25 protein-coding genes are annotated in these 24,683 nt (G+C 71.9%); 10 read left to right on the plus strand and 15 right to left on the minus strand.

Annotation, left to right across the window (positions count from 1 at the left end; all coding sequences use genetic code 11):
• Positions 1–29: 29 nt before the first annotated feature.
• Positions 30–812, minus strand: a complete 783-nt coding sequence (locus ACSHV8_RS18420; RefSeq protein WP_436534687.1) for an ATP-binding protein — start codon at positions 810–812, stop codon at positions 30–32.
• 261 nt (positions 813–1,073) lie between these two features.
• On the opposite strand from ACSHV8_RS18420, the gene ACSHV8_RS18425 reads away from it, so the two are divergent.
• Complete coding sequence (locus ACSHV8_RS18425) at positions 1,074–2,597, plus strand: alpha-L-arabinofuranosidase B (protein WP_436536814.1); 1,524 nt, start codon at positions 1,074–1,076, stop codon at positions 2,595–2,597.
• Positions 2,598–2,708: 111 nt separating this feature from the next.
• Here the strand turns inward: ACSHV8_RS18425 and ACSHV8_RS18430 are convergent, their stop codons facing one another.
• From ACSHV8_RS18430 to ACSHV8_RS18455, 6 genes are read right to left on the minus strand one after another with little or no spacing between them, the layout of a single operon-like run.
• On the minus strand, positions 2,709–3,329 hold the full coding sequence (locus ACSHV8_RS18430) for a hypothetical protein (protein ID WP_436534689.1): 621 nt from the start codon (positions 3,327–3,329) through the stop codon (positions 2,709–2,711).
• Between the two features lie 41 nt (positions 3,330–3,370).
• Complete coding sequence (locus ACSHV8_RS18435) at positions 3,371–3,733, minus strand: metalloregulator ArsR/SmtB family transcription factor (protein WP_436534691.1); 363 nt, start codon at positions 3,731–3,733, stop codon at positions 3,371–3,373.
• On the minus strand, positions 3,730–4,545 hold the full coding sequence (locus tag ACSHV8_RS18440; protein ID WP_436534694.1) for a metal ABC transporter permease: 816 nt from the start codon (positions 4,543–4,545) through the stop codon (positions 3,730–3,732). The genes ACSHV8_RS18435 and ACSHV8_RS18440 overlap by 4 nt, the downstream gene beginning before the upstream one ends.
• Positions 4,529–5,404: a metal ABC transporter permease gene (locus ACSHV8_RS18445; RefSeq protein WP_436534696.1), complete on the minus strand. Its 876-nt coding sequence runs from the start codon at positions 5,402–5,404 to the stop codon at positions 4,529–4,531. The genes ACSHV8_RS18440 and ACSHV8_RS18445 overlap by 17 nt, the downstream gene beginning before the upstream one ends.
• Entirely contained in the window at positions 5,401–6,174 is a 774-nt protein-coding gene (locus ACSHV8_RS18450) for a metal ABC transporter ATP-binding protein (RefSeq protein WP_436534698.1), read from the minus strand. The genes ACSHV8_RS18445 and ACSHV8_RS18450 overlap by 4 nt, the downstream gene beginning before the upstream one ends.
• A gap of 1 nt (position 6,175) precedes the next feature.
• Positions 6,176–7,108 (minus strand): metal ABC transporter substrate-binding protein, encoded by a 933-nt coding sequence (locus tag ACSHV8_RS18455; RefSeq protein ID WP_436534700.1) that lies wholly within the window; start codon positions 7,106–7,108, stop codon positions 6,176–6,178.
• A gap of 158 nt (positions 7,109–7,266) precedes the next feature.
• Between ACSHV8_RS18455 and ACSHV8_RS18460 the strand changes: the two genes are divergently transcribed.
• Complete coding sequence (locus ACSHV8_RS18460) at positions 7,267–8,871, plus strand: AMP-binding protein (RefSeq protein WP_436534702.1); 1,605 nt, start codon at positions 7,267–7,269, stop codon at positions 8,869–8,871.
• A 12-nt stretch (positions 8,872–8,883) separates the two neighbouring features.
• Here the strand turns inward: ACSHV8_RS18460 and ACSHV8_RS18465 are convergent, their stop codons facing one another.
• From ACSHV8_RS18465 to ACSHV8_RS18485, 5 genes are all read right to left on the minus strand, one after another.
• Complete coding sequence (locus ACSHV8_RS18465; RefSeq protein WP_436534705.1) at positions 8,884–9,690, minus strand: GNAT family N-acetyltransferase; 807 nt, start codon at positions 9,688–9,690, stop codon at positions 8,884–8,886.
• A 24-nt stretch (positions 9,691–9,714) separates the two neighbouring features.
• Positions 9,715–12,201, minus strand: a complete 2,487-nt coding sequence (locus tag ACSHV8_RS18470; protein ID WP_436534707.1) for an FtsX-like permease family protein — start codon at positions 12,199–12,201, stop codon at positions 9,715–9,717.
• Entirely contained in the window at positions 12,198–12,947 is a 750-nt protein-coding gene (locus ACSHV8_RS18475; protein ID WP_436534709.1) for an ABC transporter ATP-binding protein, read from the minus strand. The genes ACSHV8_RS18470 and ACSHV8_RS18475 overlap by 4 nt, the downstream gene beginning before the upstream one ends.
• Positions 12,948–13,072: 125 nt before the next feature.
• Entirely contained in the window at positions 13,073–13,723 is a 651-nt protein-coding gene (locus tag ACSHV8_RS18480; RefSeq protein WP_436534711.1) for a response regulator, read from the minus strand.
• Entirely contained in the window at positions 13,711–14,940 is a 1,230-nt protein-coding gene (locus ACSHV8_RS18485; protein ID WP_436534713.1) for a sensor histidine kinase, read from the minus strand. The genes ACSHV8_RS18480 and ACSHV8_RS18485 overlap by 13 nt, the downstream gene beginning before the upstream one ends.
• Before the next feature lie 151 nt (positions 14,941–15,091).
• On the opposite strand from ACSHV8_RS18485, the gene ACSHV8_RS18490 reads away from it, so the two are divergent.
• A complete protein-coding gene (locus ACSHV8_RS18490; RefSeq protein WP_436534715.1) occupies positions 15,092–15,481 on the plus strand; it encodes a hypothetical protein in 390 nt (129 codons plus the stop codon).
• Entirely contained in the window at positions 15,481–16,593 is a 1,113-nt protein-coding gene (locus ACSHV8_RS18495; protein ID WP_436534717.1) for a hypothetical protein, read from the plus strand. The genes ACSHV8_RS18490 and ACSHV8_RS18495 overlap by 1 nt, the downstream gene beginning before the upstream one ends.
• Positions 16,594–16,623: 30 nt before the next feature.
• Here the strand turns inward: ACSHV8_RS18495 and ACSHV8_RS18500 are convergent, their stop codons facing one another.
• Complete coding sequence (locus ACSHV8_RS18500; RefSeq protein ID WP_436534719.1) at positions 16,624–17,502, minus strand: S1 family peptidase; 879 nt, start codon at positions 17,500–17,502, stop codon at positions 16,624–16,626.
• Positions 17,503–17,650: 148 nt separating this feature from the next.
• Between ACSHV8_RS18500 and ACSHV8_RS18505 the strand changes: the two genes are divergently transcribed.
• From ACSHV8_RS18505 to ACSHV8_RS18520, 4 genes are all read left to right on the plus strand, one after another.
• On the plus strand, positions 17,651–18,310 hold the full coding sequence (locus ACSHV8_RS18505) for a response regulator transcription factor (RefSeq protein ID WP_436534721.1): 660 nt from the start codon (positions 17,651–17,653) through the stop codon (positions 18,308–18,310).
• A complete protein-coding gene (locus ACSHV8_RS18510) occupies positions 18,307–19,398 on the plus strand; it encodes a sensor histidine kinase (RefSeq protein WP_436534723.1) in 1,092 nt (363 codons plus the stop codon). Before ACSHV8_RS18505 ends, ACSHV8_RS18510 begins: the two co-directional genes overlap by 4 nt.
• 124 nt (positions 19,399–19,522) lie before the next feature.
• Positions 19,523–20,215 carry a FadR/GntR family transcriptional regulator gene (locus ACSHV8_RS18515; RefSeq protein WP_436534725.1) on the plus strand — a complete coding sequence of 231 codons (693 nt, stop codon included), beginning with the start codon at positions 19,523–19,525 and terminating at the stop codon, positions 20,213–20,215.
• Positions 20,202–21,407, plus strand: coding sequence for an MFS transporter (locus ACSHV8_RS18520; protein ID WP_436534727.1), 1,206 nt, complete (start codon positions 20,202–20,204; stop codon positions 21,405–21,407). The genes ACSHV8_RS18515 and ACSHV8_RS18520 overlap by 14 nt, the downstream gene beginning before the upstream one ends.
• Before the next feature lie 2 nt (positions 21,408–21,409).
• Here the strand turns inward: ACSHV8_RS18520 and ACSHV8_RS18525 are convergent, their stop codons facing one another.
• Positions 21,410–22,204 (minus strand): SAM-dependent methyltransferase, encoded by a 795-nt coding sequence (locus ACSHV8_RS18525; protein WP_436534729.1) that lies wholly within the window; start codon positions 22,202–22,204, stop codon positions 21,410–21,412.
• A gap of 42 nt (positions 22,205–22,246) precedes the next feature.
• Here ACSHV8_RS18525 and ACSHV8_RS18530 point away from each other — a divergent pair, with 42 nt between their 5' ends.
• Positions 22,247–22,921 (plus strand): hypothetical protein, encoded by a 675-nt coding sequence (locus tag ACSHV8_RS18530; RefSeq protein WP_436534731.1) that lies wholly within the window; start codon positions 22,247–22,249, stop codon positions 22,919–22,921.
• A 7-nt stretch (positions 22,922–22,928) separates the two neighbouring features.
• Here ACSHV8_RS18530 and ACSHV8_RS18535 read toward each other — a convergent pair whose 3' ends face one another.
• Complete coding sequence (locus tag ACSHV8_RS18535; protein ID WP_436534734.1) at positions 22,929–23,945, minus strand: zinc-dependent alcohol dehydrogenase; 1,017 nt, start codon at positions 23,943–23,945, stop codon at positions 22,929–22,931.
• Between the two features lie 76 nt (positions 23,946–24,021).
• Between ACSHV8_RS18535 and ACSHV8_RS18540 the strand changes: the two genes are divergently transcribed.
• Complete coding sequence (locus tag ACSHV8_RS18540) at positions 24,022–24,663, plus strand: TetR family transcriptional regulator (protein WP_436534736.1); 642 nt, start codon at positions 24,022–24,024, stop codon at positions 24,661–24,663.
• Positions 24,664–24,683 lie beyond the last annotated feature (20 nt).

Here is a 24,683-nt window from a genome sequence, read left to right on the forward strand (position 1 = left end):
GATCGGCCGGATCGCCGATCGCCGAATGGTCAGATGGTTGCGACCGGGGAGGGAACCGGGTGCGGGCGCATCAGCGACCAGACGATCTTGCCGCCGGGCGTCATGGTGACACCCCAGTGCGTGCTGGCCGCCTCGATCATGCGCAGGCCGCGTCCGGAGCCCGGCGCCATGATCGCACCGGTCGTGGGTGGTCCGCCGGTCACCCGCGGCACCGCCCGGCTACCGTCCTTCACCGCGATCCGCAAATACTGCCCGGTGTACGCGGTGATCACCTGGAACTCGGTCCCGGCGTGCTGGATCGCGTTGTTGGCCAGTTCGGAGGCGACCAGCCGGGCCGGGTCCCGCAGGTGCGGCAGCTGCCAGCTCAGGCACGCGCCGCCGACCAGGGAACGGGCGTGCCCGGCGCTCTCCGCCTCGGCCGGGAACCGGCGCCGCACCCAGCGGGGCACGTGCGCGCGCACGGCCAGCAGCGCGAGGTGCTCGTCCTCGTAGAGCGCCACGTGCGGACGGATCCCGCCCAGCCCGTCGGTGACCTCGGGCGTGGCCCGGCAGAGCAGGACGGAGACGCCCCAGTGGGTCTGCGCCTCGCGCGTGACGGTGGCGAAGACGCCGAGGTGGGCCGGGTCGGTGTGCCCGAACCAGGTCAGGTCGACCACGACGGCGGCCGGGCACTCGGCCGCGGCCTTGCTCACCGCGAGGTGCACGTCGCCGACGCCGGCCAGGGTCAACTCGCCGCGGAGGCGGACGGTGGTGACACCGTTCTCCAGGTCGCGGTCAGTGGTCGTAGCTAAAGCGTGAGGGGCTCGTCGCACAACGTTATACCCAACGCTTCCGGGGCCGGGCACCGCAACCTGGTCACCCGTATCGGGGAATACTGTGGCGTTCATCGATGCGTTGACAGCCGCGTTACGGCAGTGTTTCAATCGGCGGCGTACCCCTGTGAGCGGTAACACACCACGGTCGCCGATGCGGCACCGAATCCCCCTGCATGTTCGACCTCAACCACCGAGGCGTCGACATGTTGTTGTTAACGCTCACACTCACCCCGTTCCCGAAAAGAGTCCAAGGTGAAAGTGAGAAGCCTCGCGATCGCGAGCATCGTCGCCGCCGGCGTCCTGATCAACGTCGCCCCGGCCGAAGCCGCCGTCACCGGCCCGTGCGACATCTACGCCTCCGGCGGTACCCCCTGCGTGGCCGCGCACAGCACCACACGCGCCCTCTACGGCGCCTACACCGGCGCGCTCTACCAGGTGAGACGCAACTCCGACGGCGCCACCACGACGATCGCCCCGCTGACCGCGGGCGGGGTCGCCAACGCGGCCGCGCAGGACAGCTTCTGCGCGGGCACGACCTGCCTGATCACGGTCATCTACGACCAGTCCGGGCGCGGCAACCACCTGACCCAGGCCCCGCCCGGCGGCTTCCAGGGACCCGAGGCCAACGGCTACGACAACCTGGCCAGTGCCACCGGCGCCCCGGTCACCGTGGGCGGCAAGAAGGCGTACGGCGTGTGGGTCTCACCCGGCACCGGTTACCGCAACAACAACACCAACGGGATCGCCACCGGTGACGCCGCCGAGGGCATGTACGCCATCTTCGACGGCACCCACTACAACGGCGGATGCTGCTTCGACTACGGCAACGCCGAGACCAACAGCCTGGACACCGGCAACGGCCACATGGAAGCCCTGTACTTCGGCAACAGCACCGGCTGGGGCAGCGGCGCCGGCAGCGGTCCGTGGATCATGGCGGACCTGGAGAACGGCCTGTTCTCCGGCTACAACGCCGGCAACAACGCGGGCGACCCGACGATCACCAACCGGTTCCTGACCGCCACCCTCAAGGGCGGCCCGAACCTGTGGTCGATCCGCGGCGGCAACGCCCAGTCCGGCTCCCTGTCGACGTTCTACAGCGGCGTGCGGCCGAACAAGTCCGGCTACAACCCGATGCACAAGGAGGGCGCGATCATCCTCGGCATCGGCGGCGACAACAGCGTCAGCGCGCAGGGCACGTTCTACGAGGGCGTGATGACCTCCGGCTACCCGTCCGACGCGACCGAGAACGCCGTGCAGGCCAACATCACCGCCGCCGGTTACGCCACCACGTCGCTGACCAGCGGCCCGGCCGTCACCGTGGGCTCGTCGGTCTCGCTGCGGGCGACCACCGCCTGCTGCACCACCCGGTACCTGGCCCACTCCGGGACCAGCGTCGCCACCCAGGTCGTCTCGTCGTCGAGCACCGCCGCCCTGAAGGCGCAGGCCTCGTTCACCGTCCGGGCCGGCCTGGCCAACAGCGGCTGCGTCTCGTTCGAGTCCAAGGACACCGCCGGGAGCTACCTGCGGCACAACGGCTTCCAGCTCTACCTGAACGCCAACGACAACAGCACCCTGTTCAAACAGGACGCCACGTTCTGCCCGCAGTCCGGGCTCAACGGCCAGGGCAACGCGCTGCGCTCGTTCAACTATCCGACCCGCTACATCCGGCACTACAACAACACCGGCTACATCGCCAGCCAGGGCGGCGTGCACACCTTCGACGCCACCGGCGCCTTCGCCGACGACGTCAGCTGGGTGGTCTCGGCCGGATGGACCTCCTGACCCGCTGAGCCGATCCTGCGCCGGGCACCCCACGACGGTGTCCGGTGCAGGATCAAACCCCTTTCCGGGTACGGGCATCTCTCAGTACGGCAGGCCGAACCCGTCCCCACCTCACCCCGCGAAGGTGACCCGCCCCGCCCACAGCGACGGGTCCGGGAAGCCCGCGTCCCGATCGCTCTCGGTCAACGGCTGGTAGCGTTCGACCGCCACCAGCCGGCCGGCCTCGTCGAAGCCACGGAACTCGGCGACCGCCGACACCGACCGGACCACCCCGGGCAGTGTCACCAGGCCGCCGGCCGGCACCGCCACGGTGATCGTCTCGTCGCCGTAGCGCACCTCGACGCGGCTGACCGCCCGGCTCGCCATCACGGTCAGCTCCACCACCCACTGCCCGGCGACGTGCGCGATCTGGGCGCCCAGGTTCGTCAGATCGCCCGGTCGCGGCCCGTGGGCCCGGTCGAGCACCCACTCCGGCATCCCGGATCCCGAAGAGCTGTCCGGCGGCAGCCAGTGGCCCTCGGGTGACCGTGCGAGCAGATACACGTCGTCGAGCAACCCCTGGTCCTCGTCGTCGTCGCGCCTCAGCACCACGACCGACCCGAAGTCACCCCACACCCCGGCCGCGGCGACCACCTCGACACCCGGAGGCAGCACCGCGGGCAGCGCCGCCACCCCGCCGTCGAGCGCGGCAATCATCCGCACGACCAGCGGATCCTCGTCAAGATCACTCACAGCATCGACCGTAGACCGGCGACGCCCCGGCGGCCAGTTCGTCATCGGGGGCGGGGATCGGCTCGGGCGTAGGCCAAGGCCTCGCCGACCAGGGTGGCGACGGCGTCGTCGGCGAGGGCGTAGAAGACGTTGCGGCCCAGGCGGCGACGGCGGACCAGGCCGGCGTGGACGAGGTCGCGCATGTGGTGGGAGACCACCGTCGAGTGGACGTTCAGGGTCGCGGCCAGGTCGGCCGGGGTGGACGGGGCCCGGCCGAGAATCACCAGGATGTGCAGGCGATGCTCGTAGGCCATGCCGCGCAGCACCTCGACCGCCCGGCGCAGCGCGACCGCGTCGACGGCCGGGCCCGGAGCGGATCCGGCCGCCGCGACCCGGCCGGCCGCGCCGTCCGTGCCGGCGGTCACGCCGGCACCGCCCGGGTGCGCCGGACCGTGACGAGAACCCAGGAGAGCAGCAGGAACGCGGTCGCGGCGAGGGAGATGGCCGCACCCGCCGCGACGTTCCACCGGGTCGACGTGTAGAGCCCGGCCAGTCCGCTGGTCACGGCCAGCAGCACGGCCACCGAGGTGATCACCGGCAGGCGGTCGGACCACAGGCGGGCCGCCGCGGCCGGGGCCACGATCAGCGACAGCGCCAGGATCGTGCCGGCCGCCGGGACCACGGTCACCACCACGACCTCGACCGCGAGCAGCAGCACCACGTCCCAGACGCCGACGGCGACTCCGGCCGCCTCGGCGCCGGTGCGGTCGAACCCGGCGAACAGCAGCGGCCGGGCGCACACCGCGAGCAGCAGGCCGACCAGGACCAGGACCACCGCGGTGCTGACCAGGTCGGACGGGGTGACGGTGAGGATCGATCCGACCAGGAACGAGGAGAGTTCCCGGCTGAACCCGTTCTGGGTGGCCACCAGGGCCGCCCCGAGCGCGAACCCGCCGGAGAGCAGCACCCCGGTCGCCGCGGCGGCGTCCTGGCCGCGCCGGCGTGACAGCGCGGCCACCCCGAGCGCCACCACGCCACCGGCGACGACGCCTCCGACCAGGATGTTCACCCCGATGATGGAGGCGGCGACCACGCCCGGGAACGTCGCGTGGGTCAGCGCCATGGTGAAGAACGACAGCCGCCGCAGCACCACCTGCACGCCGATCAGCCCGGCCAGCGCGCCGACCAGGACCACCTCGACGACGGCCCGGTGCGTCACGTCATCCCACCAGCTCATGCGGCGACGTCCTTTCCAGACGATTCGGGGGTACGCGGCGCAGCCACCGGATCGGCAGAAGCACCAGATAGGCGAGCACCAGCAGCAGCACCACCGACGAGGCCGAGGTGAGCGCGACGCCGTAGTGGACCGACGCGGTCCAGCTGAGCAGCAGTCCCCCGTAGCCGGCGGCGACCACCAGCACCGTGCCCAGCACGGCCATCGCGGCCAGGCGGTCGGTGACCATGCGGGCGGCCGCCGCCGGGACGATCAGCAGGGCCACGACCAGGATCGTGCCGACCGCCCGGACCGCGGCCACCACCACCAGCGCGAGCAGCACGTTCAGCCACAGGTCGAGCCGGCCCAGCCGGAGCCCGGCGGCCGCGGCGCCGGCCGGGTCGAACGCGCGGAACAGCAGCGCGCGGGCGCCGATCAGCAACGCCACCAGGATGATTACGGCGAGGGCGGCGGTCTCGGCGAGCTGCCGGGGTGTCACGGTGAGCAGGCGCCCGAACAGGAACGAGGTCAGGTCGGCGGTGTACGACGAGCGCCGCGACACGAGCACCACGCCGATGGAGAACATGGCGGTGAGCACGACCGCTGTCGCCGCGTCGTCGGAGAGCCGGGCGCCGCGGGTCAGCACGGTCAGCACGACGGCGGTGACCAGGCCGGCGATCAGCGCACCGGCGAAGAGTCCCTCCACTCCCCCGGCGACGAACCCGATCACCACGCCGGGGAAGACCGTGTGGGTGAGCGCGTCGGACACGAACGACAGGCCCCGGGCGAAGACGAACACGCTGATCGGGCCGCAGATCAGGGCCAGCAGGGCGATCTCGGCGAGGGCCCGGCCCATGAACGGTACGGCGAACGGCTCGATCACGGCTCGACCACCACCATCCGGCCGTCGGCGACCTCGATGGCGGCACTGCCGTACGCAAGCCTGAGTGATGTAGCCGTGAGGGTCTCGCCCGCCGTGCCCACCGCCCACTGCCGTCCGTTGATCAGGCAGACCCGATCGGCGAGGTCCCGGGCGATGGCCAGGTCGTGCGTGCTGATCACCAGGGCGGTGCCCTCGGCCGAGAGTTCCTTCAGGACGCGGATGATGGCGTCCTGGCTCACCGCGTCGACACCGTTGAACGGCTCGTCGAGCAGCAGCAGGCGGGGTTCGGCGACGAGCGCCCGGGCCAGGAGCACGCGCTGGCGCTGGCCGCCGGAGAGGGTGCCGAAACGGTCCCGGGCCCGGTCGGCCAGCCCGACCCGTCCGAGGGCGTCGGTGACGGCCCGGCGGTCGGCCGTGCGGGCGGGCCGCCACCAGCCGAGCCGGCGGTAGCGGCCCATCATGACGACCTGGCGGACGCTGACCGGGAAGTCGGCGTCGAGCCGGTCGGTCTGCGGCACGTAGCCGGCCGAGCCGCGGGCCCGGGCCGGGTGGCGGCCGAGGACGGTGGCCGTGCCGCTCAGGATCTGGGTGAGCCCGAGCATCGACTTGATCAGGGTGGATTTGCCGGCGCCGTTCGGGCCGACCAGCGCCAGCCGCTCGCCGGCCCGCAGTTCCAGCTCGACGTCGGTGAGGACCGCGCTGCCCTGATATCCGACGCTGACCTGGGCGTAGTGGAGTGCCGTGATCTCGACCGGCGAGCGTTCCGGCATGTCAGCCGGCCAGGGCTTCGGTGATGACCTTGGTGTTGTGCTGCTCGGCACCGAGGTAGGTGCCCTCGGGGGTGCCCTGCGTGCCGAGGCTGTCGCCGAACAGCGCGTCCTCACCGGCGACGACCTTCACCCCGGCCTGCTGGGCGATGGCCTCCGCGGTCTTGGGCGGCAGCGAGCTCTCGGCGAAGATGGCCTTCGTACCGGTGGCTTTGATCTTGGCGACCAGGTCGGTGAGCTGCTTGGCCGACAGTTCGGCAGAGGTGTCCATGCTGGGGATGACCGAGCCGACGAACTCCAGGTTGTAGCGCTGGACGTAGTAGCCGAAGGCGTCGTGGTTGGTGACCAGCTTGCGGTCGTTGGCGGGCAGCTTCGCGTACGCGGCCTCGTTGTCGGCGTCCAGCTTGTCGATGGCCGCCGCGTACGTGGTGAGGTTGGCCTCGAACGTGCCCGCCTTGGCCGGGTCGGCCGCGGCCAGCGCCTTCTCGATGTTGGTCACCATGATCTTGGCGTTGCGCGGGTCGTGCCAGATGTGCGGGTCGTTCTCCTCGCCCTCCTCCTCGCCCTTGCGGAGCGGGACGCCCTGGCTGGAGTCGACGACCGTGCCCTTGAAGCCGGCCGAGGTGATCGTGCCGTCGAGCCACTTCTCCAGGCCGACACCGTTCTTCACGACGACCTTGGCGGTGGAGATGGCCTGCAGGTCGGCCGGGGTCGGCTCGTACTCGTGCGGGTCGACGTTGGGCTTGATGATCTGGGTGACCGTGACGTCGGAGCCGCCGATGTTGCGGACGAAATCGGCGACCTCCGGGGTCGTCGCGACGACCGCGAGCGTCGCGTCGTCCTTCGAGGCGGTCGACCCGTCGGCCGCCGTCGATCCGCATCCGGCCAGGACCGCCAGGGCCACCGCGGCCCCGAACATCTTGTGCGCGTGCTTCATGCGTTCCACTCCCTGTAGCTGAGGAGCGAAACGGTAATCGTTTTCAATAATTATCGTCTAATAGCGAAGTGACGATGCGTCGATTTTCTTCTTCGCCCTTTCCCCGGATCCGGGTGAAGATGTGGTCTGGGTCATAGCTGCGACGTCTGGGAGGCACTGTGGAACTCAGCATCAGCACCGGGCCGGCGATACCGCCGCTGCTGGAGCACACCATCGGCGCCGACCTGCTGGCCACGGTCGCCCGGCACGGGGACCGCGAGGCGCTGGTCGACTGCGCCTCGGGCCGGCGATGGACGTACGCGCAGCTCAAGACCGAAGTCGACGCGCTCGCGCAGGGGCTGCGACGGCTCGGCCTGGTCAAGGGCGACCGGGTCGGGATCTGGGCGCCGAACTGCGCCGAATGGGTGCTCACGCAGTACGCGACGGCCCGGCTCGGTGTGATCCTGGTGACCGTCAACCCGGCCTACCGCAGTCACGAGCTGCGCTACGTCCTGCGGCAGTCCGGGGTCCGCGCCCTGGTCGCGGCCCCGTCGTTCAAGACCTCAGACTACGCCGCGATGATCGCCGAGGTCCGTCCGGAATGCCCGGACCTGCGGGATGTCGTGCTGATCGGCGAGGAGTCCTGGGACGCGCTGACCGGGGATCCCGGTGACGCCGCGATCCTGGACGGGATCGCGGCGACGCTGCGGGCCGACGATCCGATCAATATCCAGTACACGTCCGGGACCACCGGGTTCCCCAAGGGTGCGACGCTCTCGCACCGCAACATCCTCAACAACGGCTTCCTCGTCGGCGAGTTGATCGACTACACCGAGGCCGACCGGATCTGCATCCCGGTGCCGTTCTACCACTGCTTCGGCATGGTGATGGGCAACCTGGCGGCCACCAGCCACGGCGCCACCATGGTGATCCCGGCCCCCGGCTTCGACCCGGGTCTGACCCTGGACGCGGTGGCCAAGGAACGATGCACGTCGCTGTACGGCGTGCCGACGATGTTCATCGCCATGCTCAACCACCCGGAGATCGACACGTTCGACCTGTCGTCGCTGCGCACCGGCATCATGGCCGGTTCGCCCTGCCCGGTCGAGACGATGAAGCAGGTCATCGAGCGGATGGGCATGTCCGAGGTGTCGATCTGCTACGGCATGACCGAGACGTCGCCGGTCTCCTGCCAGACCCGCACCGACGACAGCCTGGAACGCCGGGTCGCCACGGTCGGCCGGGTCGGCCCGCACCTGCAGGTGAAGGTGGTCGACGCCGAGGGGGCCACGGTCCCGGTCGGCGCGACCGGTGAGCTGTGCACGCGCGGCTACTCGGTGATGCTCGGCTACTGGGAGCAGCCCGACAAGACGGCCGAGGCGATCGACGCCGACGGCTGGATGCACACCGGCGACCTCGCCGAGATGGACGCCGACGGGTACCTGCGGATCACCGGGCGGATCAAGGACCTGGTGATCCGGGGCGGCGAGAACGTGTATCCGCGCGAGGTCGAGGAGTTCCTGCTCACCCACGCCGACGTGCTCGATGCCCAGGTCATCGGGGTGCCCGACGAGAAGTACGGCGAGGAGGTGATGGCCTGGATCCGGATGAGGCCGGGCACCGTGCCCCTGGACGCGGCGAGCCTGCGGGCGTTCTGCGCCGGCAAGCTCGCGCACTTCAAGATCCCCCGGTACGTCCGCATCGTCGACGACTTCCCGATGACCGTCACCGGGAAGGTCCGCAAGGTCGAGATGCGCGAGATCTCCGTGCGCGAGCTCGGCTGACGCGCGACCCGGTCAGGGCCGCCAGGTCCAGTTGTCGCGCTCGTAGAGCGGGGCGAGTCCGGCCCGGACCAGGTTGGACAGCGAGGCGTTGTGGTCGCCGGCGGCCGGTTTCCCGGTCTCGGCGTAGAGCCGCCGCGCCCCGGCCCGGGCGGCCGCGGCGGCCCGCGCCGCGATGAGCGCGGACTGGGCGCCCCGGCCGCGGTGCGAGGGGCTGGTCGCGGCCGCGTACAGGTTCGCGTTCCCGCCGGTCACGAACAGGTTGCCGCCGGCCACGACCCGGTCGCCGTCCCAGGCCCCGAACGGCTGCCAGCCGGCCCGGCCCACGGTTTCGGCCATCATGGCGGTCAGGTCTCCGGTCGGCATCCCGAAGGTGCCCAGCAACATGTCGGCCCACTCGGCGGCCTGCTCGGCGGGCACCGGGCCGACCCGCAGATCGGTGCGCGCGGCCCCGACCGCGGCCGGGTCGCCGCCCAGCTTGATCCAGGGGCTGCCGCGGTCCAGGCCGCGCTCGGTCGCGGCCTGGGCGAACCCGTCCGGCAGCACGTCGGTGACGACCTGCAGCACGGCCTGCGACACCTGGTGGGTGCGGTAGAAATCCAGGACCTCGTCGAGCACCGCGAGGGTGAACGGTTCGGCCAGGCCAAAACCGAGAGCCTTGTTCCAGTACGGCGATCCGCTGCCCGGCATGGCCAGCGCGACACCGCCACCGATCCGCGCGGCCACCGCGCCGAGTCGTGCGCGCGCGGGTTCCGGCGTACCGGTGACGGTGTCGTACATGAGCGCGGCCTCGGTCATCTCCGCACCGACATCAGTGATCATTCGGCCTAGCCTGCCACGTCGGCGCTATTCCTTGATGCCGATGTGCTCGACCGGCGGGACCCGCAGCAGCCGAGCGATCGGCAGGATCGTGGTGGCCAGGGCGAGGACCGCCGTGCCGCCGAGGACGATCGCGCCGCCCAGCGGGGGCACGTACGGCACGAAACTCCCGGTCAGGGCCCGCACGACCGCGCTCAGGGTCACCGCCGCGATGGCGCCGCCGAGGATCACCGCGGTGCCGAGCAGCCCGAGCTGTTCGGCGTTGACCATCCGTCGCACCTGCCGCCGGGTCACCCCGGTCAGGCGCAGCAGGGCCAGTTCCCGGCGCCGGGCCAGGGCGGCCATGACCATGGTGTTGGCCGCCGCGACCACGGTGTAGCCGACCATCACGGCGATCAGCAGGCGGTTGAGCCAGGCGCTGAGCGCGAGATCCTCGGCCAGGCCGCCGGTCAGGGTGGCGGTGTCGACCAGGGTGCTGCCCGGATGGGCGGCGGCGACCCGGCGCAGGGCGGCGTCGGCCGAGGCCGGTGCGCTGATCAGCAGTTCGTCGTCCAGGTCGGTGGCGGTGTGCCCGGCCACCGTGGACAGCGGCAGGACCACGTCACCGAAGCCGAGTCCCCGCTGGTAGACGGCGACGATCCGCGGCTTGATCGGGGTGCCGTCGCCGAGGCGCAGGTCGACGGTCTGACCGAGGTCCCAGCCGAACGTGGACGCCTGCGTGCCGGAGACGGCGACCGTGCCGTCCTTGAGGTCGGCGAGGCGGCCCTCGCGGACCTCCAGGTCGAGCGTCTGCTCCAGGCTCGCCGGGTCGACCGCGCGGGCGCCGATGGACTCGCCGTCGCCCATCAGCGCGGCCATGACCGTGGTGTGGCGGATCGGGGTCACCGCCCGTACGCCGGAAATCGCTGTGACCTCGGCCACCGCGGACCGCGACAGGCCGGCCGGGGTGACCAGGGCTTTCTCGGCCTTGAGGCCGGCGTGGCTCTGGGCGACCGCCTGGCGCTCCAGATTGTTCTGCAGGAACCAGACGGATCCCCCGAAACCGACCGCGAGGACCAGCGACGTCAGCACGGTCGCGGTGCCGCGGGCGTTGGCCCGCAGGTTGGCCGCGGCCAGGTAACCGCTGGTCCGGAAGATCACGCCGAGCGGTTTGGCCAGCAGGCGGGCGGCGGCGTTGTTGATCCACGGCGCGAGCAGCGCGACCGCCAGGACGAACAGGTAGAGCATGCCCAGGGCGGCGCCCATGGCGGTCTGTCCGGAGGCGGTGACCGCGGCGAACGCCGACGCGACGGCCGCGACCAGCGCGATCAGGCCGCTGACCCGGCGGACCTTCCCGGTCTTGACCGGTTCGGCGGCGGCCTCACCGAGGGCTTCGGCCGGTTTGATGCCGGTGACGCGGCGGGCGGCGAAGAGCCCGGCCAGCACCGCCGACAGCACGATGACGCCGGCGGCGGCGGGTGCGGCGAGCGCGCCCGGGACCATCGGGAAGCCGTCCGGCAGGAAACCGCGACGGGTGAGCTCGCCGGTCAGCCAGTGGGCGGCGGCCAGGCCCAGCGGGACGCCGATCGCTGCGGCGACCAGGCCGACCAGGGCCGACTCGGCCATGATCATGCGACGGACCTGCCCCGGGGTGGCCGCAACGGCCCGGACCAGGGCCAGGTCGCGGCGGCGGTGCCGCACGGACAGACCGACCGTGGCGGCGACGACGAAGACGATGAGCAGCACGACGTAGCCGCCGAACGACGCGCCGACCTGGATGAGCAGCGTCGCCGCGGCCTGACCGGCCGAGTTCTCGGCCTGCCCGCTGTCGGCCCGGGTGAGGACCTTCGCGTCGCCGGCGATCGCCGTGATCCGGGCCTTGAGCTGGTCGAGATCGGTGCCCGGAGCGGCGACGAGCCCGATGGCACCGACCGCCCCCGGATGCGGGGAAAGGGCCGAGGCCCGGGCATCGGTGAAGAAAACGGCCGCGCCCCCGCTTCCTTTGGCAAGACCGCTGATTCGGTACGTCCGCAGCACTCCCCCGATGAGAAGCTGCACGTCATCCCCGGTTCGGCCGCCCACCGAAGCGTCGAGCACCACCTGGTCGTCGGCGGCCGGCGCCCGCCCGGCGCTGAGCTGGTACGGCGTCAGCGCCGCACTCCCCCAGCCCCGCCCGGAGATCCGCGTCCCGGCCGCGGTGACGACCGGGATGTTGTCGTCCACGGCCACCGCCTCCACGCCCGGCACGTTCCGGATCCGCGCTGCCAGCGCGACCGGCACGGTCCCACCCTCGGGCAGCGCGACGGTGCTCCGATAGCTCTCCCCGGCGAAATCCTTGCCGGTGAACGTGGTGTCCGGCCGGGCCACGACCAGGTCGGCGGCGGCATACCGGCCGGGCGCCGGGTGGTAGCTCACCCCGGACTCGACCAGGATGCCCATCGCGGTCAGGATCAGCGCGCCCAGGGCGAGTGCGAGCAGGGTGGCCACCGACGAACCGGGGCGATGGCGCAGCATGCGCAGGGCCAGCGCGGTCATCGGACGGCTCCCCGGATGACCGGGCGGCGGCCCAGGGCGGCCAGGTGCTCGGCGATACGGTCGGCGCCGGGCTGCGGCATGTCGTGCACGATGCGGCCGTCGGCCAGGACGATCACGCGATCCGCGTACGACGCGGCCACCGGATCGTGGGTGACCATGATGACCGTCTGCCCGTGCTCGTCGACGATCCCGCGCAGCAGGGCGAGCACCTCGGCCGCCGTGTTCGTGTCGAGCGCACCGGTCGGCTCGTCGCAGAAGATCACCTCGGGGCGGGAGACCAGCGCCCGGGCGATCGCCACCCGCTGCTGCTGGCCGCCGGAGAGCGCCGACGGGCGATGTCGCAGCCGTGGTCCGAGGCCGACCCGTTCGACCACCTGCGCGATCCAGGCCCGGTCGGGCCGGGCCCCGGACAACCGGAGCGGCAGCAGGATGTTCTCCTCCACGGTGAGGGCGCCGATCAGGTTGAACGCCTGGAAGATGAACCCGATCCGGCCCCGGCGCAGCTCGGTCAGCTTGGTCTCGGACAGCGTCGACAGCTCGGTGCCGCCGATCCGGACGGTGCCCGTGGTGGGCCGGTCCAGACCGGCCGCGGCCTGCAGCAACGTGCTCTTGCCGGAGCCGGACGGGCCCATCACCGCGGTGAAGGTGCCCGGCTCGAACGCGGCGTCGACGCCGGCCAGCGCCGTCACCGGCTCACCGTCGGATTGATAGGTGCGGGTGAGTCCCTGAACAACGACCGCGGACATCGCGTACGCCTCTTCCCTGCCGGCTGTGGTCTTGACGCGCCGAGAAGCGCGTGCCACCAAGTCTGTTCAGCCGGAGGGTCCGGGAAAATGAAGCCACCTGGCCAAGGCGGGTACAGCCTGCTGTACTACCGCGCCTCTTCGAGGAAACGCAGGACGGCGGTGACGCGGCGATCGGCCCGGTCGTCCGGCGCGAGCCCGAGCTTGGCGAAGATGCTGCGGATGTGCTTGTGGACCGCGCCCTCGGTGATGACCAGCTTCTCGGCGATCGCGGTGTTGCCCAGGCCCTCGGCCATCAGCGCCAGCACCTCCCGTTCCCGGGGGCTGAGCTGCGACAGCGTGCTGTCCGGGCGGGAGCGGGCGAGCAGCTGCCCGATCACCTCCGGGTCGAGCGCCGTGCCACCGGCGGCGACCCGGTGCAGGGCGTCGAGGAACTCCTCGACCCGGCCGACACGTTCCTTCAGCAGGTAGCCGAGTTTGGCCGACCCCTGGGCGAGCAGGTCGGTGGCGAACGCCGGTTCCACGTACGCGGACAGCACCAGCACGGCGAGGTCGGGCTGCCGGCGGCGGGCCTCGACCGCGGCGACGATCCCCTCGTCGGTGTGCGTGGGCGGCATCCGGACGTCGACGATGGCGACGTCCGGCCGGAACGTGTCGACCGCGGTCAGGAACGCCCCCGGCGTCTCCGCGGTCGCGACCACCGCCAGGCCCTCGGCGCGCAGCAGCAGCGCCAGGCCCTCGCGCAGCAGCGGGTCGTCCTCGGCGATCACGATCCGCACGGCAGCTCCACGTCCATCGTCGTCGGCCCACCGGGCGGGCTGGTCAGCACCAAGCGGCCATCGTAGGCCTCGACGCGGCGCCGGATCCCGGCCAGCCCGGAGCCGCCGCCCTCGTCGGCGCCGCCGCGCCCGTCGTCGGTGATCCGCACCGAGAGCCGGTCCGCGGCCCGCCGCACGAGCACCTCGGCCGACGTGGCCTGACTATGTTTGACCACGTTGGTCAGGGCCTCGGCGACCACGAAGTACGCGGTCGCCTCGACCGAGATCGCACACCGCCCGGGCACGTCCACGTCGATCCGGCAGGGCACCGCGCAGGCCGCCGCGAGCCCGTCCAGCGCGCCGGTCAGGCCGCGGTCGTCGAGCACCGGTGGCAGAATCCCGCGCACCACCGCGCGCAGCTCGGCCAGGGCCAGCTCGGTCGCGTCCTGCGCCCGGTCCAGGATCTCGGCGGCCGACTCCGGGTTGCGGTCCAGGGCCCGCCGGGCCGCCCCGATCAGCACGTTCAGCGCGACGAGACGATTCTGGGTGCCGTCGTGCAGGGAACGTTCGATGCGCCGCAGTTCGACCGCGTGCGCATCCAGGGCGGCGGCCCGGGTGGCGGTGAGCTGGGCGACGCGCAGGGACAGGTCGACGTCGCCGTCCGGGGCGAGCAGCCGGCGCCCGGGCAGCGCCTGCAGCCGGGCGATCCCGGGGCCGAGCACGACCGCGAGCACCGCGAAGACCAGGCCGACCAGGAGCACGACCAGCGCGTCGGCCAGGCCGTCGATGCGCCACCAGACCATCCCGGGGCCGCCCTGGGACGGTTCGAGAGCCCGGAACCAGAGCGGGAACGTCACGTCCTCGACCGCGTAGACCGGCAGCGTGATCCCGACCGCGCCGAGGAGGAACCCCAGCGTGCCGTGCACGAGGATCCAGCCCAGCTCACGCCGTACCGTAATGTCTCGCAAAGCGTCCCGGGCGGAGCCGGGCAACGGCGGCGGCCCGATGATCGCGGGCCCCCAGCGGGTCAGCCGGGTCCGTTCCCGATCAGCGACGGCCCGCACCGTGCGCAGCGCTCCCGGCACCAGCGGCAGTCCGATCCCGATCAGGCAGGCGGCGACCAGCGCGACCAGGCCGACGAGCGTCCCCAGGGCCAGCATCGACGTCGCCAGTCCGCCGACGATGTGCTCGAACCCGTCGACGCCGGCCCGCAGCCGCCCCTTCAGCCAGTGCCGCACCGCGAACACCCTTTCGCCGAAAACCCGACCCATTCTCCCGTACGGCGGGTGAGCAGCCCCGATGAGGTGGGCGACATCGGTGAACCCGCGTCAATCGCCACCGTAAATACTTACGGTCCCCTACCGCAGTCACGAAAGAGCAGGAACGCCGATGCCGAGCTGGCACGAGCTTCGCGAACACGCCCGCACGCAGTACACCGTGGACAAGATGGAGGACGACTGGTTCAGCGTCGTCTGGGCCTTCGGCGGCGACCGCACGCAGCGCGTCGTGATCAGCCGCTACGAGGCCTACGAGCAGGAGTGGGTGGAGTTCCGCAGCTACGTCTGCGCCGAGGCCGAGCTGAGCCCGCGGGTCGCGCTGCGCAAGAACGACGAGCTCAACCTCGGCGCGCTGGCCCTGGACAAGGACGGCGACTACTCGCTGGTGCACCGGGCCGCGCTGGCCACCCTCGACCAGGCCGAGTTCGCGCTGCCGGTGCAGGTCATCGCCGCGATCGCCGACCGGTTCGAGATCGAGCACACGGCCAAGGACGAGTACTGATGGCCGAGGACGAGGTGTTCCTGCCGGCCGACTGGGCCAACGCCCGGCCCGGCCCGAAGCACTGGACGGCCGGCGCGCGCGGCGACGACCCGGCCGCCCGGGTCGTGCACGAGCCGGCCGGTGACGGTCCGGGCCAGGGCAGGACCTTCCACTTCCTGTTCGGCTACAAGACCGCCAGCGAGCAGGACCGCGGCATGCTGGCCGAGGAGGTCGCCCGGATCGACGACGACATCGCGGTGCTGCGCGCGGCCGGCTACACGGTCGTCGTCGACCAGCAGGCCGTGCGGCAGGACCTGCAGGAGGCGGTGGCCGCCGAGGGCACGGCCGGCGTCTACTGGAGTTCGCACGGTGCCGAGGACGGCCGGCTGCAGTGCTGCGACGGCGACCTCATCTCCCCGGCCGACATCGACCCGGCGACCGTGACGCCCGGGCTGCGGCTGGTCGTGCTCGGCGCCTGCTACGTCGGCGCCTACGCGCCCACCTGGCGGGCCGCGTTCGGCGGTCATCCACTGGTCGCCGGGTGGGGACGCCCGGTGACGCTGGCCCGCGCGGTCGACTTCCTGGAGGCGGGCGACGGGCCCGACCTCGGGCTGGACGACCTGATCGAGCGCTGGCTGCTCACCGACGCACCGATCCCGGCCGCGCCACCGATGAAGGGCCTGTCCCCGGCGGCGACCCTGAGCGGGCGGGTCAAGGGCCTGAAACGGCGGGTCGACGCGTTCACGGCCCACCTGGGCGCCGACTCGGAGCAGCGGGACAACCACTTCGCGGTGCTCGTCCCGCTGCCGGACGGGCGCAGCCACGTGGTCCGGGTCTTCGTCGTCGACGGCGCCGACCCGTTCAGCGAGGGCGTCCAGCTGTGCGGGATGGAGGCCGAGGTCGGCCCCACCTCGGCTCTGGTCACGCCGGAACGGCTGCTGGCCGGGGTGGCCCGGCCCGGATACGGGCGGGTCACGCTGGTCGCCGGGGACACCGGGGTGCCCCGGATCGTCGTGCAGTCGTTCACGCCGCTGACCGGCACGTCGAGCCAGCAGTTGGCCGCCCACTGCTATCAGGTGGCGCTGCAGGCCGACCGGCTGGAGTTCGACATCTTCGGCACCGACGAGGGCTGAGCGGCTGACGGGACGCCGGCCGGCGTCCCGTCAAGCCCGGTGTCGCCGCACGCCGGCCCGGACCGGGTGACGCTGGGCGCGGGCCAGGAAAACGGCCGCGACCAGGCCGAACAGGATCAGGGCGCCGACACCGATCCGGAACGCGGGATCGGCCGGCAGGCCGGAGCCGGAGTCGATCGTCGCGATGATCCAGCCGGACAGGTTGTCGGTGCGGGCGCTGAGGTCCGGTCCCTCGTGCGGGCAGGTCGGGCCGTTGCTCACCACCGCGACCAGGACCGGCGGGCTCTCCCGGAAGTACGGCCCACCCGAGTCGTGCTCGCAGGCGCTGGTGGCCCGCTGCGGAGAGCGGCCGGAGATCTCCAGGACGGCGTCGCCGACCCGGTCGATCACGAACGATCCGGTCTGCAGACGGTCGGGGGTGCTGGATCCGGTGCCGGACAGGCCGAACCCGGTCAGCCGGACCTTCTCCCCCGGTGCCGGCGCGGTGGTGGCGACCCTGAGCAGCTTCACGTCGGTGACCGGCTCGGCCAGTTCGGCCAGGGCCACGTCGGCCGTGTCGGACTGCCGGGCGCCGACCACCCGCACCTCGTGGCCGCCGCCGTCGCCGAGACCGGTGCGCCCGACGATCGCGGTCGTCTCCATCGCGACGGTACGGCTGACCCGCTTGCCCTCGGCGTCACGGAAACAGTGCCCGGCCGTGATCACCCACTTCGGGGCGATCAGCGCGCCCGAGCACCAGCTGTCCCGGTAGCCGTGATCCTCGGTCGGGATGCCGGACATGACGAGCTTGACGGAGAACGCGTAGTCGCCGTCGGGAGCGTCCTCGCCGTACGCGATCGCGTAGGCCGGCTCGGCACCGGCCAGCACGATCAGCATGACCGTGAGTAGGTTCGTCAGGAGACGGAGCAAGGCGGCACCACCGGTACATGTGAAGGGGCAGGGTGCGCTCATGCTCCGGAACGGGGTGTTCAAGGGCCGTCAAAGCCGTACTTATGAAAGTTTTATGCCCGGGCTGCGAGGGTGCTGAGGACGATGGAGATCAACGGGAGGGCACGGCGTGCGGGTGCTGGTCGCCGAGGACGAGCGGATTCTGGCCGACACGGTCGCCGAGGGGCTGCGCCGGTTCTCGATGGCCGTCGACGTGGTCTACGACGGGGACAGCGCCGTCGAGAAGCTCGGCGTCAACCGCTATGACGTCGCCGTCCTCGACCGTGACCTGCCCGGTCGCAGCGGCGACGACGTGTGCCGGATGATCGCCGGCTCGGACTCGGGCACCCGGGTGCTGATGCTCACCGCCGCCGTCGGCATCCGCGACCGGGTCGAGGGTCTGGGCCTGGGCGCCGACGACTACCTGACCAAACCGTTCGCCTTCGCCGAACTGGTCGCCCGCCTGCAGGCCCTGTCGCGGCGCTCGACGACCGCGCTGCCCCCGGTGCTGGAGCAGGACGGGGTGGTCCTCGACGTCACCCGGCACACCGCCGCCCGCGACGGGCTGGTGCTGGCCCTGACCCCGAAGGAGTTCGCCGTCCTGCACGTCCTGATGCGGGCCGGCGGCCGGATCGTCAGCGCCGAGGACCTGCTCGAACAGGCGTGGGACGAGAACGCCGACCCGTTCACCAACACGGTCCGGGTGACGATCATGACGCTGCGCCGCAAGCTCGGCGACCCGCCACTGATCCACACCGTTCCCCGCGTCGGTTACCGGCTGGGCTCGTGAACATCGGCTCGCCGACCCGGCGGATGCTCCTCGTCGCCGGGTTCCTCCTGGTGGCAGCCCAGTTCGTCCCGTGGGCCACCACCCGGTTCATCGCACTGTGGCTGGACTTCGTGCCGATGCCGTGCGCGGTGGGGCCCCTGGGATCGCCGGACAGCAACTCGTCGTACCTCTGCCTGCAGCTCTACCGTCACCCCAGCATCCCGGTCGTGCTGGTGCGGCTCATATTTCTGCTCGGCCTGGCCGCGGCCTGCATCCCGCTGATCCGCTGGTGCCTGCGCCCGGTCCGCGACCTCGTGCCGCTGATCGCCGACGTCGGCCCGCAGAACCTCGGCCACCGCCTGCGGCCCGGACCCGGCGGCGACGACCTGGCCCGCCTCGGGCGCACCATCGACGAGATGATGGACCGGATCGCCGTCGGCTACGAGGCGCAGCGCCGTTTCGCCGCCGACGCCTCCCACGAACTGCGCACCCCGCTGGCCGTGCAGCGCACGCTCATCGAGGTCAGCATGGCCCACACGCTCAGCGCCGACCAGCTGGAACTGCTCACCGCCCAACTGCTGCAGACCAACGAACGCAACGAACGCCTGATCGAAGGCCTGCTCGTGCTCAGCGAGAGCGACCGCGGCCTGATGTCGGCCACCCCGCTGCGCCTCGACCAGATCACCGCGGCCGTCGTCGACGCCCACCGCAAACGCGCGGCCGAGGCCGGCCTCACCGTCACCACCGACCTGCGGCCGCGGCTCGTCCTGGGCGAGCAGGTGCTGCTGGAGCGCCTGATCGGCAATCTGATGCAGAACGCCGTCAAATACAACCGGGACAAAGGCACCATCGACGTACGGGTGGGGCACACCCCGGCGTTGACCATCATCAACACCGGGGACGACATCCCACCGGAGGAAGTGTCCGCCCTCTTCGAGCCGTTCCGGCGGCGAGCGGCCGCCCGCATCGACCACAGCGGCGGGGCCGGGCTGGGGCTGGCGATCGCGCGGTCGATCACCCGGGCTCACGACGGCACGATCGCCGCCTCCTCCACCGGCCACGACGGTCTCCGCGTCGAGGTCACCTTCCCCCAGCCCCAAAACCCCTGACCCGGCCCCACGGCCCACGTCCCATCACGCACCGCTCCTCGCCGCCGCCGCACGCCCCACCGAGCCGGTGGGAGGGCTGCCACAATCGCTTGTCCTACATTTGGCTGAATGGCAGGGTGGGGGCATGCCCAGCCTGAACCGCAACACCTCGCTGGCCCAGCAGGTCGCCGACCAGCTGCGTCAGCGGATCGCCGGCGGCGAGTTCCCGGTCGGCGCCCTGCTGCCCACCGAGATGGAGCTGACCCAGGAGCTCGGCGTCAGCCGCAACAGCGTCCGCGAGGGCCTGCGCGCGCTCGTGCACGCCGGCCTGCTCGGCGCCAAGGCCGGCTACGGCACGTTCGTGATCGCCACCAGCGACCTGGCCCCCACGCTGGCCCGCCGGATGGCGCAGGATCACCGCGACGACGTCGCCGAGGTGCGCCTGCTGCTGGAGCGGGAGGGCGCCCGCCTGGCCGCCTCCCGCGCCTCCGACGAGCAGATCGCCGGCCTGCGCGAGGCTCTCGCCGCGCGCCTGGCCGCGACCGACGGTCCGGGTTACGCCGCCGCCGACATCGCGTTCCATCGGCTGCTTCTGGACGCTTCCGGCAATGCTCTGCTGGCCGAGCTGTACCGGGGCTCCGGCGGCAACGAGCAGGCGCTGCAGTCCTTGAACTCGCCCGACGTCGACTTCGCGGCGGCCGCTCCCGGGCTGCGCGAGGGCGACGACGCGCACGCCGCGATCGTCGAGGCGATCGCCGCCCACGACCCGGAGGCCGCCGCGTCGGCCGCCGAGCACATGGTCCGACTCGTACAGGAACAATTTGATGGTCATCACTGAGCAACGGACCCGCACGTTGAGCCCGGCCCTGGTTTTGGCCGGGTTGCTGCTCGTCGCGGCCAACCTGCGGGCCGGCATCACCTCGGTCGGTCCGGTCCTGGAGGAGCTGCGGCAGGACCTCGGGCTCTCCGCGCTCACCGCGTCCGCCCTGATCAGCCTGCCGCTCGTCGCGTTCGCCGTGGTCTCGCCTTTGGCGCCCGGCCTGGCCCGCCGGATCGGCCTGGAACGGGCCCTCGGCGCCGGGCTGGCCGGGCTCGCGGTGGGGCTCGTCGTGCGGTCACTGCCGGGGTTGCCGCTGCTGTGGATCGGGACGATCCTGCTCGGCGTCGCCGTGGCGGTCCTCAACGTGGTGCTCCCGGCGCTGGTCAAGCGGGACTTCCCGACCCGGATCGGGCAGGTCACGGGCACGTATTCGGCGGTGCAGGCGGTTTTCGCGGCCGGGGCGGCGGGCGCCGCGGTGCCGGTGGCGGCGCTGACCGCGGCCGGCTGGCGTCTGCCGCTGGGCATGTGGGCCGGGCTGGCGTTGATCGGGCTGGGGGTTCTGGCGCCGCAGCTGGGGCGGCGGATCGCCGTACCCGCAAATCTTGAAGATCTTGGGCGGGAGCCGGCCGAGCCGGCCGGTCGCAGCCCGTGGCGGACGGCTCTGGGCTGGCAGGTCACGGCATTCATGGCGCTGCAGTCGACCGGGTATTACGTCTTCATCACGTGGCTGCCGTCGATCGAGAGCGCGGCCGGGATCGGTGAGACCGCCGCCGGCGTGCATCAGCTGCTGCTCAACGGGTTCGGCATCGCCGGCAGTCTCGCGGTGTCCACGCTGATCCCGCGGTTCCGCGATCAGCGTCTGCTCGGGATGCTGGCGCCGGCGTTGTTCCTGGTCGCCACGGTCGGGATCCTGACCGCGCCCCGGCAGGCGGCGATCTGGACGAGCCTGGCCGGGATCGCCGGTGGCGCCGCCATCGTGCTCGCGCTCTCGTTCTTCGGGCTGCGCACCGGCCACCACACCCAGGCCGCGGCGCTGTCCGGAATGGCCCAGTCGGTCGGCTACCTGGTCGCGGCGGCCGGGCCGATCGCGGTCGGCGCCCTGCACGACGCCACCGGTTCCTGGACGCCGGCACTGATCGTGGTCATCGTGCTGGAGGCGATCCTGATCGGTTTCGGCTACCTCTCCGGGCGGCGGCGTCTCATCGGCTGACGTCAGGGTTTGCGGCCGACCGCGGTCCACACGTTGATGTCGGAGCGGCCGGGGATGCCGGCGCCCGGTTCCGGTCGCCACTCGCTGGCCGGGACCACGCCCGGCTCGATGAGTTCGAGGCCGTCGAAGAGGGCGGCGAACTCGTCCCTCGGCCGCGTCCAGACATCCGATTTGCCCTGCTCGACCAGTTGGCGGTAGAGCGCCTGCTGCTCCGGCGTCCCGAAGTCCGAGGTGGCGTGGGTGGCGACCAGATAGCTGCCCGGCGGCAGGGCGTCGAGCAGCCGGCCGACGATCGGCGCGGCGGCGCCGTCACCGTGGATGAAGTGCAGCACCGCGATCAGCATCAGCCCGACCGGCTGGGTCAGGTCGAGCGTCTGCCGCAGCGCCGGGCTGGCGAGGATCGCCTCAGGATCATTCAAATCCGATTCGACGTACGTCGTCCGCCCGGCCCGGCTCCCGTTCAGCAGCGCCTGCGCGTGCACCGCCACCAGCGGATCGTTGTCGACGTAGACGACTCGGCTGGACGGCGCGTAGTGCTGCGCCACCTCGTGCGTGTTGCCCGCGGTCGGCAGCCCGGTCCCGATGTCCAGGAACTGCCGGATCCCCGCCTCGGCGACCAGAAAGCGGGTGGCCCGGCCGAGCAGCGCGCGATTGGCCAGCGCCCCGAGCCGCACCTTGGGGAACAGTCGTTCGAGCTCGTCCCCGGAGGCCCGGTCGGCGGCGAAGTTGTCCGTCCCGCCCAGCCAGTAGTTGTAGCGGCGGGCCGGATGCGCGACCGTCGGATCGATCTCGTCCACGCGGGCACTCTAGTCCACAGAGGACATGGTTTGATCGTTCGCGTGGGATATGAACTGCACATCACCCGGGCGTTCCGGTCGTGGGAGACCGCGCGCTACCCGATCGCCGACGCCGAGGTGGTCGACCTGGTGCGCGCCGAGGCCGACCTGACGATCCCGGCCGACGCGCCGCGGCGGGACGGCTTCGCCCACGTCACGTGGTCCGTCGTCCTCGCCGAGCGCGAGCACCACCTGCTGTTCCAGGACGGGTGCCTCAGCGTCAAGCATCCGGAGGACGTCTTCGTCCGGCGCATGATCGAGCTGGCCGCCCGCCTGGACGCGTGGGTCATCGGCGACGACTCCGAGCTGTACGAGTGGGACGGCCTCGGCATCGCCCAAAGGGACCGTGACTGGGTGGCGATCGGGGCGCGGGGACGTTACCTGCGCCGGCCGGGCGCACCGATCCGGGCCGACGAGTGGGCCGAGCTGGTCGCGGCCCAGAGCGACTTCGTCATGACGACGCGCGTCGAGGCGACCGTGCCGTCCGGCCGACGGTGGGTCGACTGCCCGCCGGTCCCGGCCTGGACCGGGCATCCGGACGGGCGGCTGGTCCCGTGCTTCCACGACGACGACACGGTCGAGGTGGAGGACGCCGACGGGCCGGTGGACGAGCGGATGCGCGCGCTCGCGGCGACCCTGGGCGCGGTCCTGCTCGACCGGAGCGACAAGCCGGTCTGAGCCACGGTCAGGGAAGCGTGACGACGACCTTCTCGGCCGCGCCCGGGGTCGCGGCGAGCGCGAGCGCGCGCTCCACCTCCGCGTACGGGATGACGTCGCTGACGATCAGGGCGTACCTCTCCCAGTGCTCGACCAGGTCGGCGGTCACCTCGAAGATCTCGGTCGGGTAACCCATCGCCAGCGCGATGGTGATCTCGCTGGTCAGCAGCGCGCCGAAGTCGACACTGACCGGCTTCTTGTGCACGGCGACGATGCTGAGCCGGGCGCCGTGCCGGGCCGCCCCGAGGACCGTGTCGATCACCGCGGGCGCACCGGCGGCATCCAGGTAGAGATCGGTGGCCGGTTTGCCGGCCCGCCCGAAGTAGCGCGGCGCCTCGCCGTGCCACTCCAGCAACCGGGCGACGACGTCCTCCTCAGCCGAGTTGATCACCGCGTCGGCCCCCACCTTGAGGGCCTTTTCCAGGCGATTGGGTACGACGTCGACGACCACCACGTGAGCGGCGCCGCGCAGCTTGAGGCCGATCGCCGCGCCCAGCCCGATCGGACCGGCCCCGAAGATCACCGCGGTCTGCCCGGGCGCCGGTTCCAGGCGGTTGACCGCGTGGGTGGCCACGGCCATCGGCTCGTTGAGGGCCGCCACCTCGAACGGGATGTGCTTCGGGATGGTGACCAGGTGCACGCCGACCCGCGCGTCCCGCAGGACGACCAGCTCGGACAGGCCGCCCTGGGCGCCGCCGCTGCCGATGATGCCGTCCGAGGAGGCCATCGGGTTCAGCACCACGTGGTCGCCGACCTCGACCCCGGTGACGTCGGCACCGACGGCGACGACCTCGCCGGCCGGCTCGTGCCCGAGCGGGGTCGCGCCCTGCCGCGGCGGGATGCCACCGACCGAGATGTACAGGCCGTCCGAACCGCAGATGCCGCAGGCGCGCGGGCGGACCAGCACGTCGGCCGGTCCGAGGTCCGGTTCCGGCACCTCGACGACGGCGGTCTGTCCGGGTCCGGTCACGATCACTGATTTCATCGGTTCCTCGATCCTCGCGCACCTCGTAAGTCAGGTGGCTTACGATCGTAAGTCACGTGGCGTAGAAGGGAAACCCATGACGGATGCACTGCTCGACGCGGCCGAACGGCTCTTCGCCGAGTCCGGCATCGCCCAGGTCTCCGACCGCCGCGTCGCCGAAGCGGCCGGCAACACCAACCACTCCGCGGTGCGGTACTACTACGGCGGCCGGGACGGCCTGCTGCGCGCCCTGATCGCCCGGCACGCGCAGGCGGTCGAGGAGCCGCGCCGGCTGATGTCGGAGCACGCGGCCTCGGTGCTCGACGACATCCGCAGCCTGGTCGTACCCACCATGACCGTGCTCGCCCGGCTGCCCCGCCCCACCTGGCGGGCCCGTTTCCTCGGCCAGGCCCTGCACGACCCGGCCACCCGCGCGCTGATGTCGGCCGACGCCGGCCTGGCCCCGACGACGACCCGCATCCTGCGCTCGCTCGCCGCCCGCCTCGAACACCTGGACCACGACGTGGTGACCGCCCGATCCGCCCTGATCACCAGAATGGTGGTCAGCACCGCGGCCGACGTCGAGGTCCGCGCCGAACGCGACGGCCGCGACCCGGAGTGGCCGGCCGTCGGCGACTTCCTGTGCGACGCGGCGGCCGGCATGCTGCTGGCCCCGATCACCCACTCCGGAAACCCGGTCCCGTCCATCGAGGACGCCACGTCAACCTTCGGCTGGTGACCGAGAAAGCCATCCTTACG

The sequence above is a fragment of the Actinoplanes sp. HUAS TT8 genome, from assembly GCF_051380535.1.
GTDB lineage: Bacteria > Actinomycetota > Actinomycetes > Mycobacteriales > Micromonosporaceae > Actinoplanes.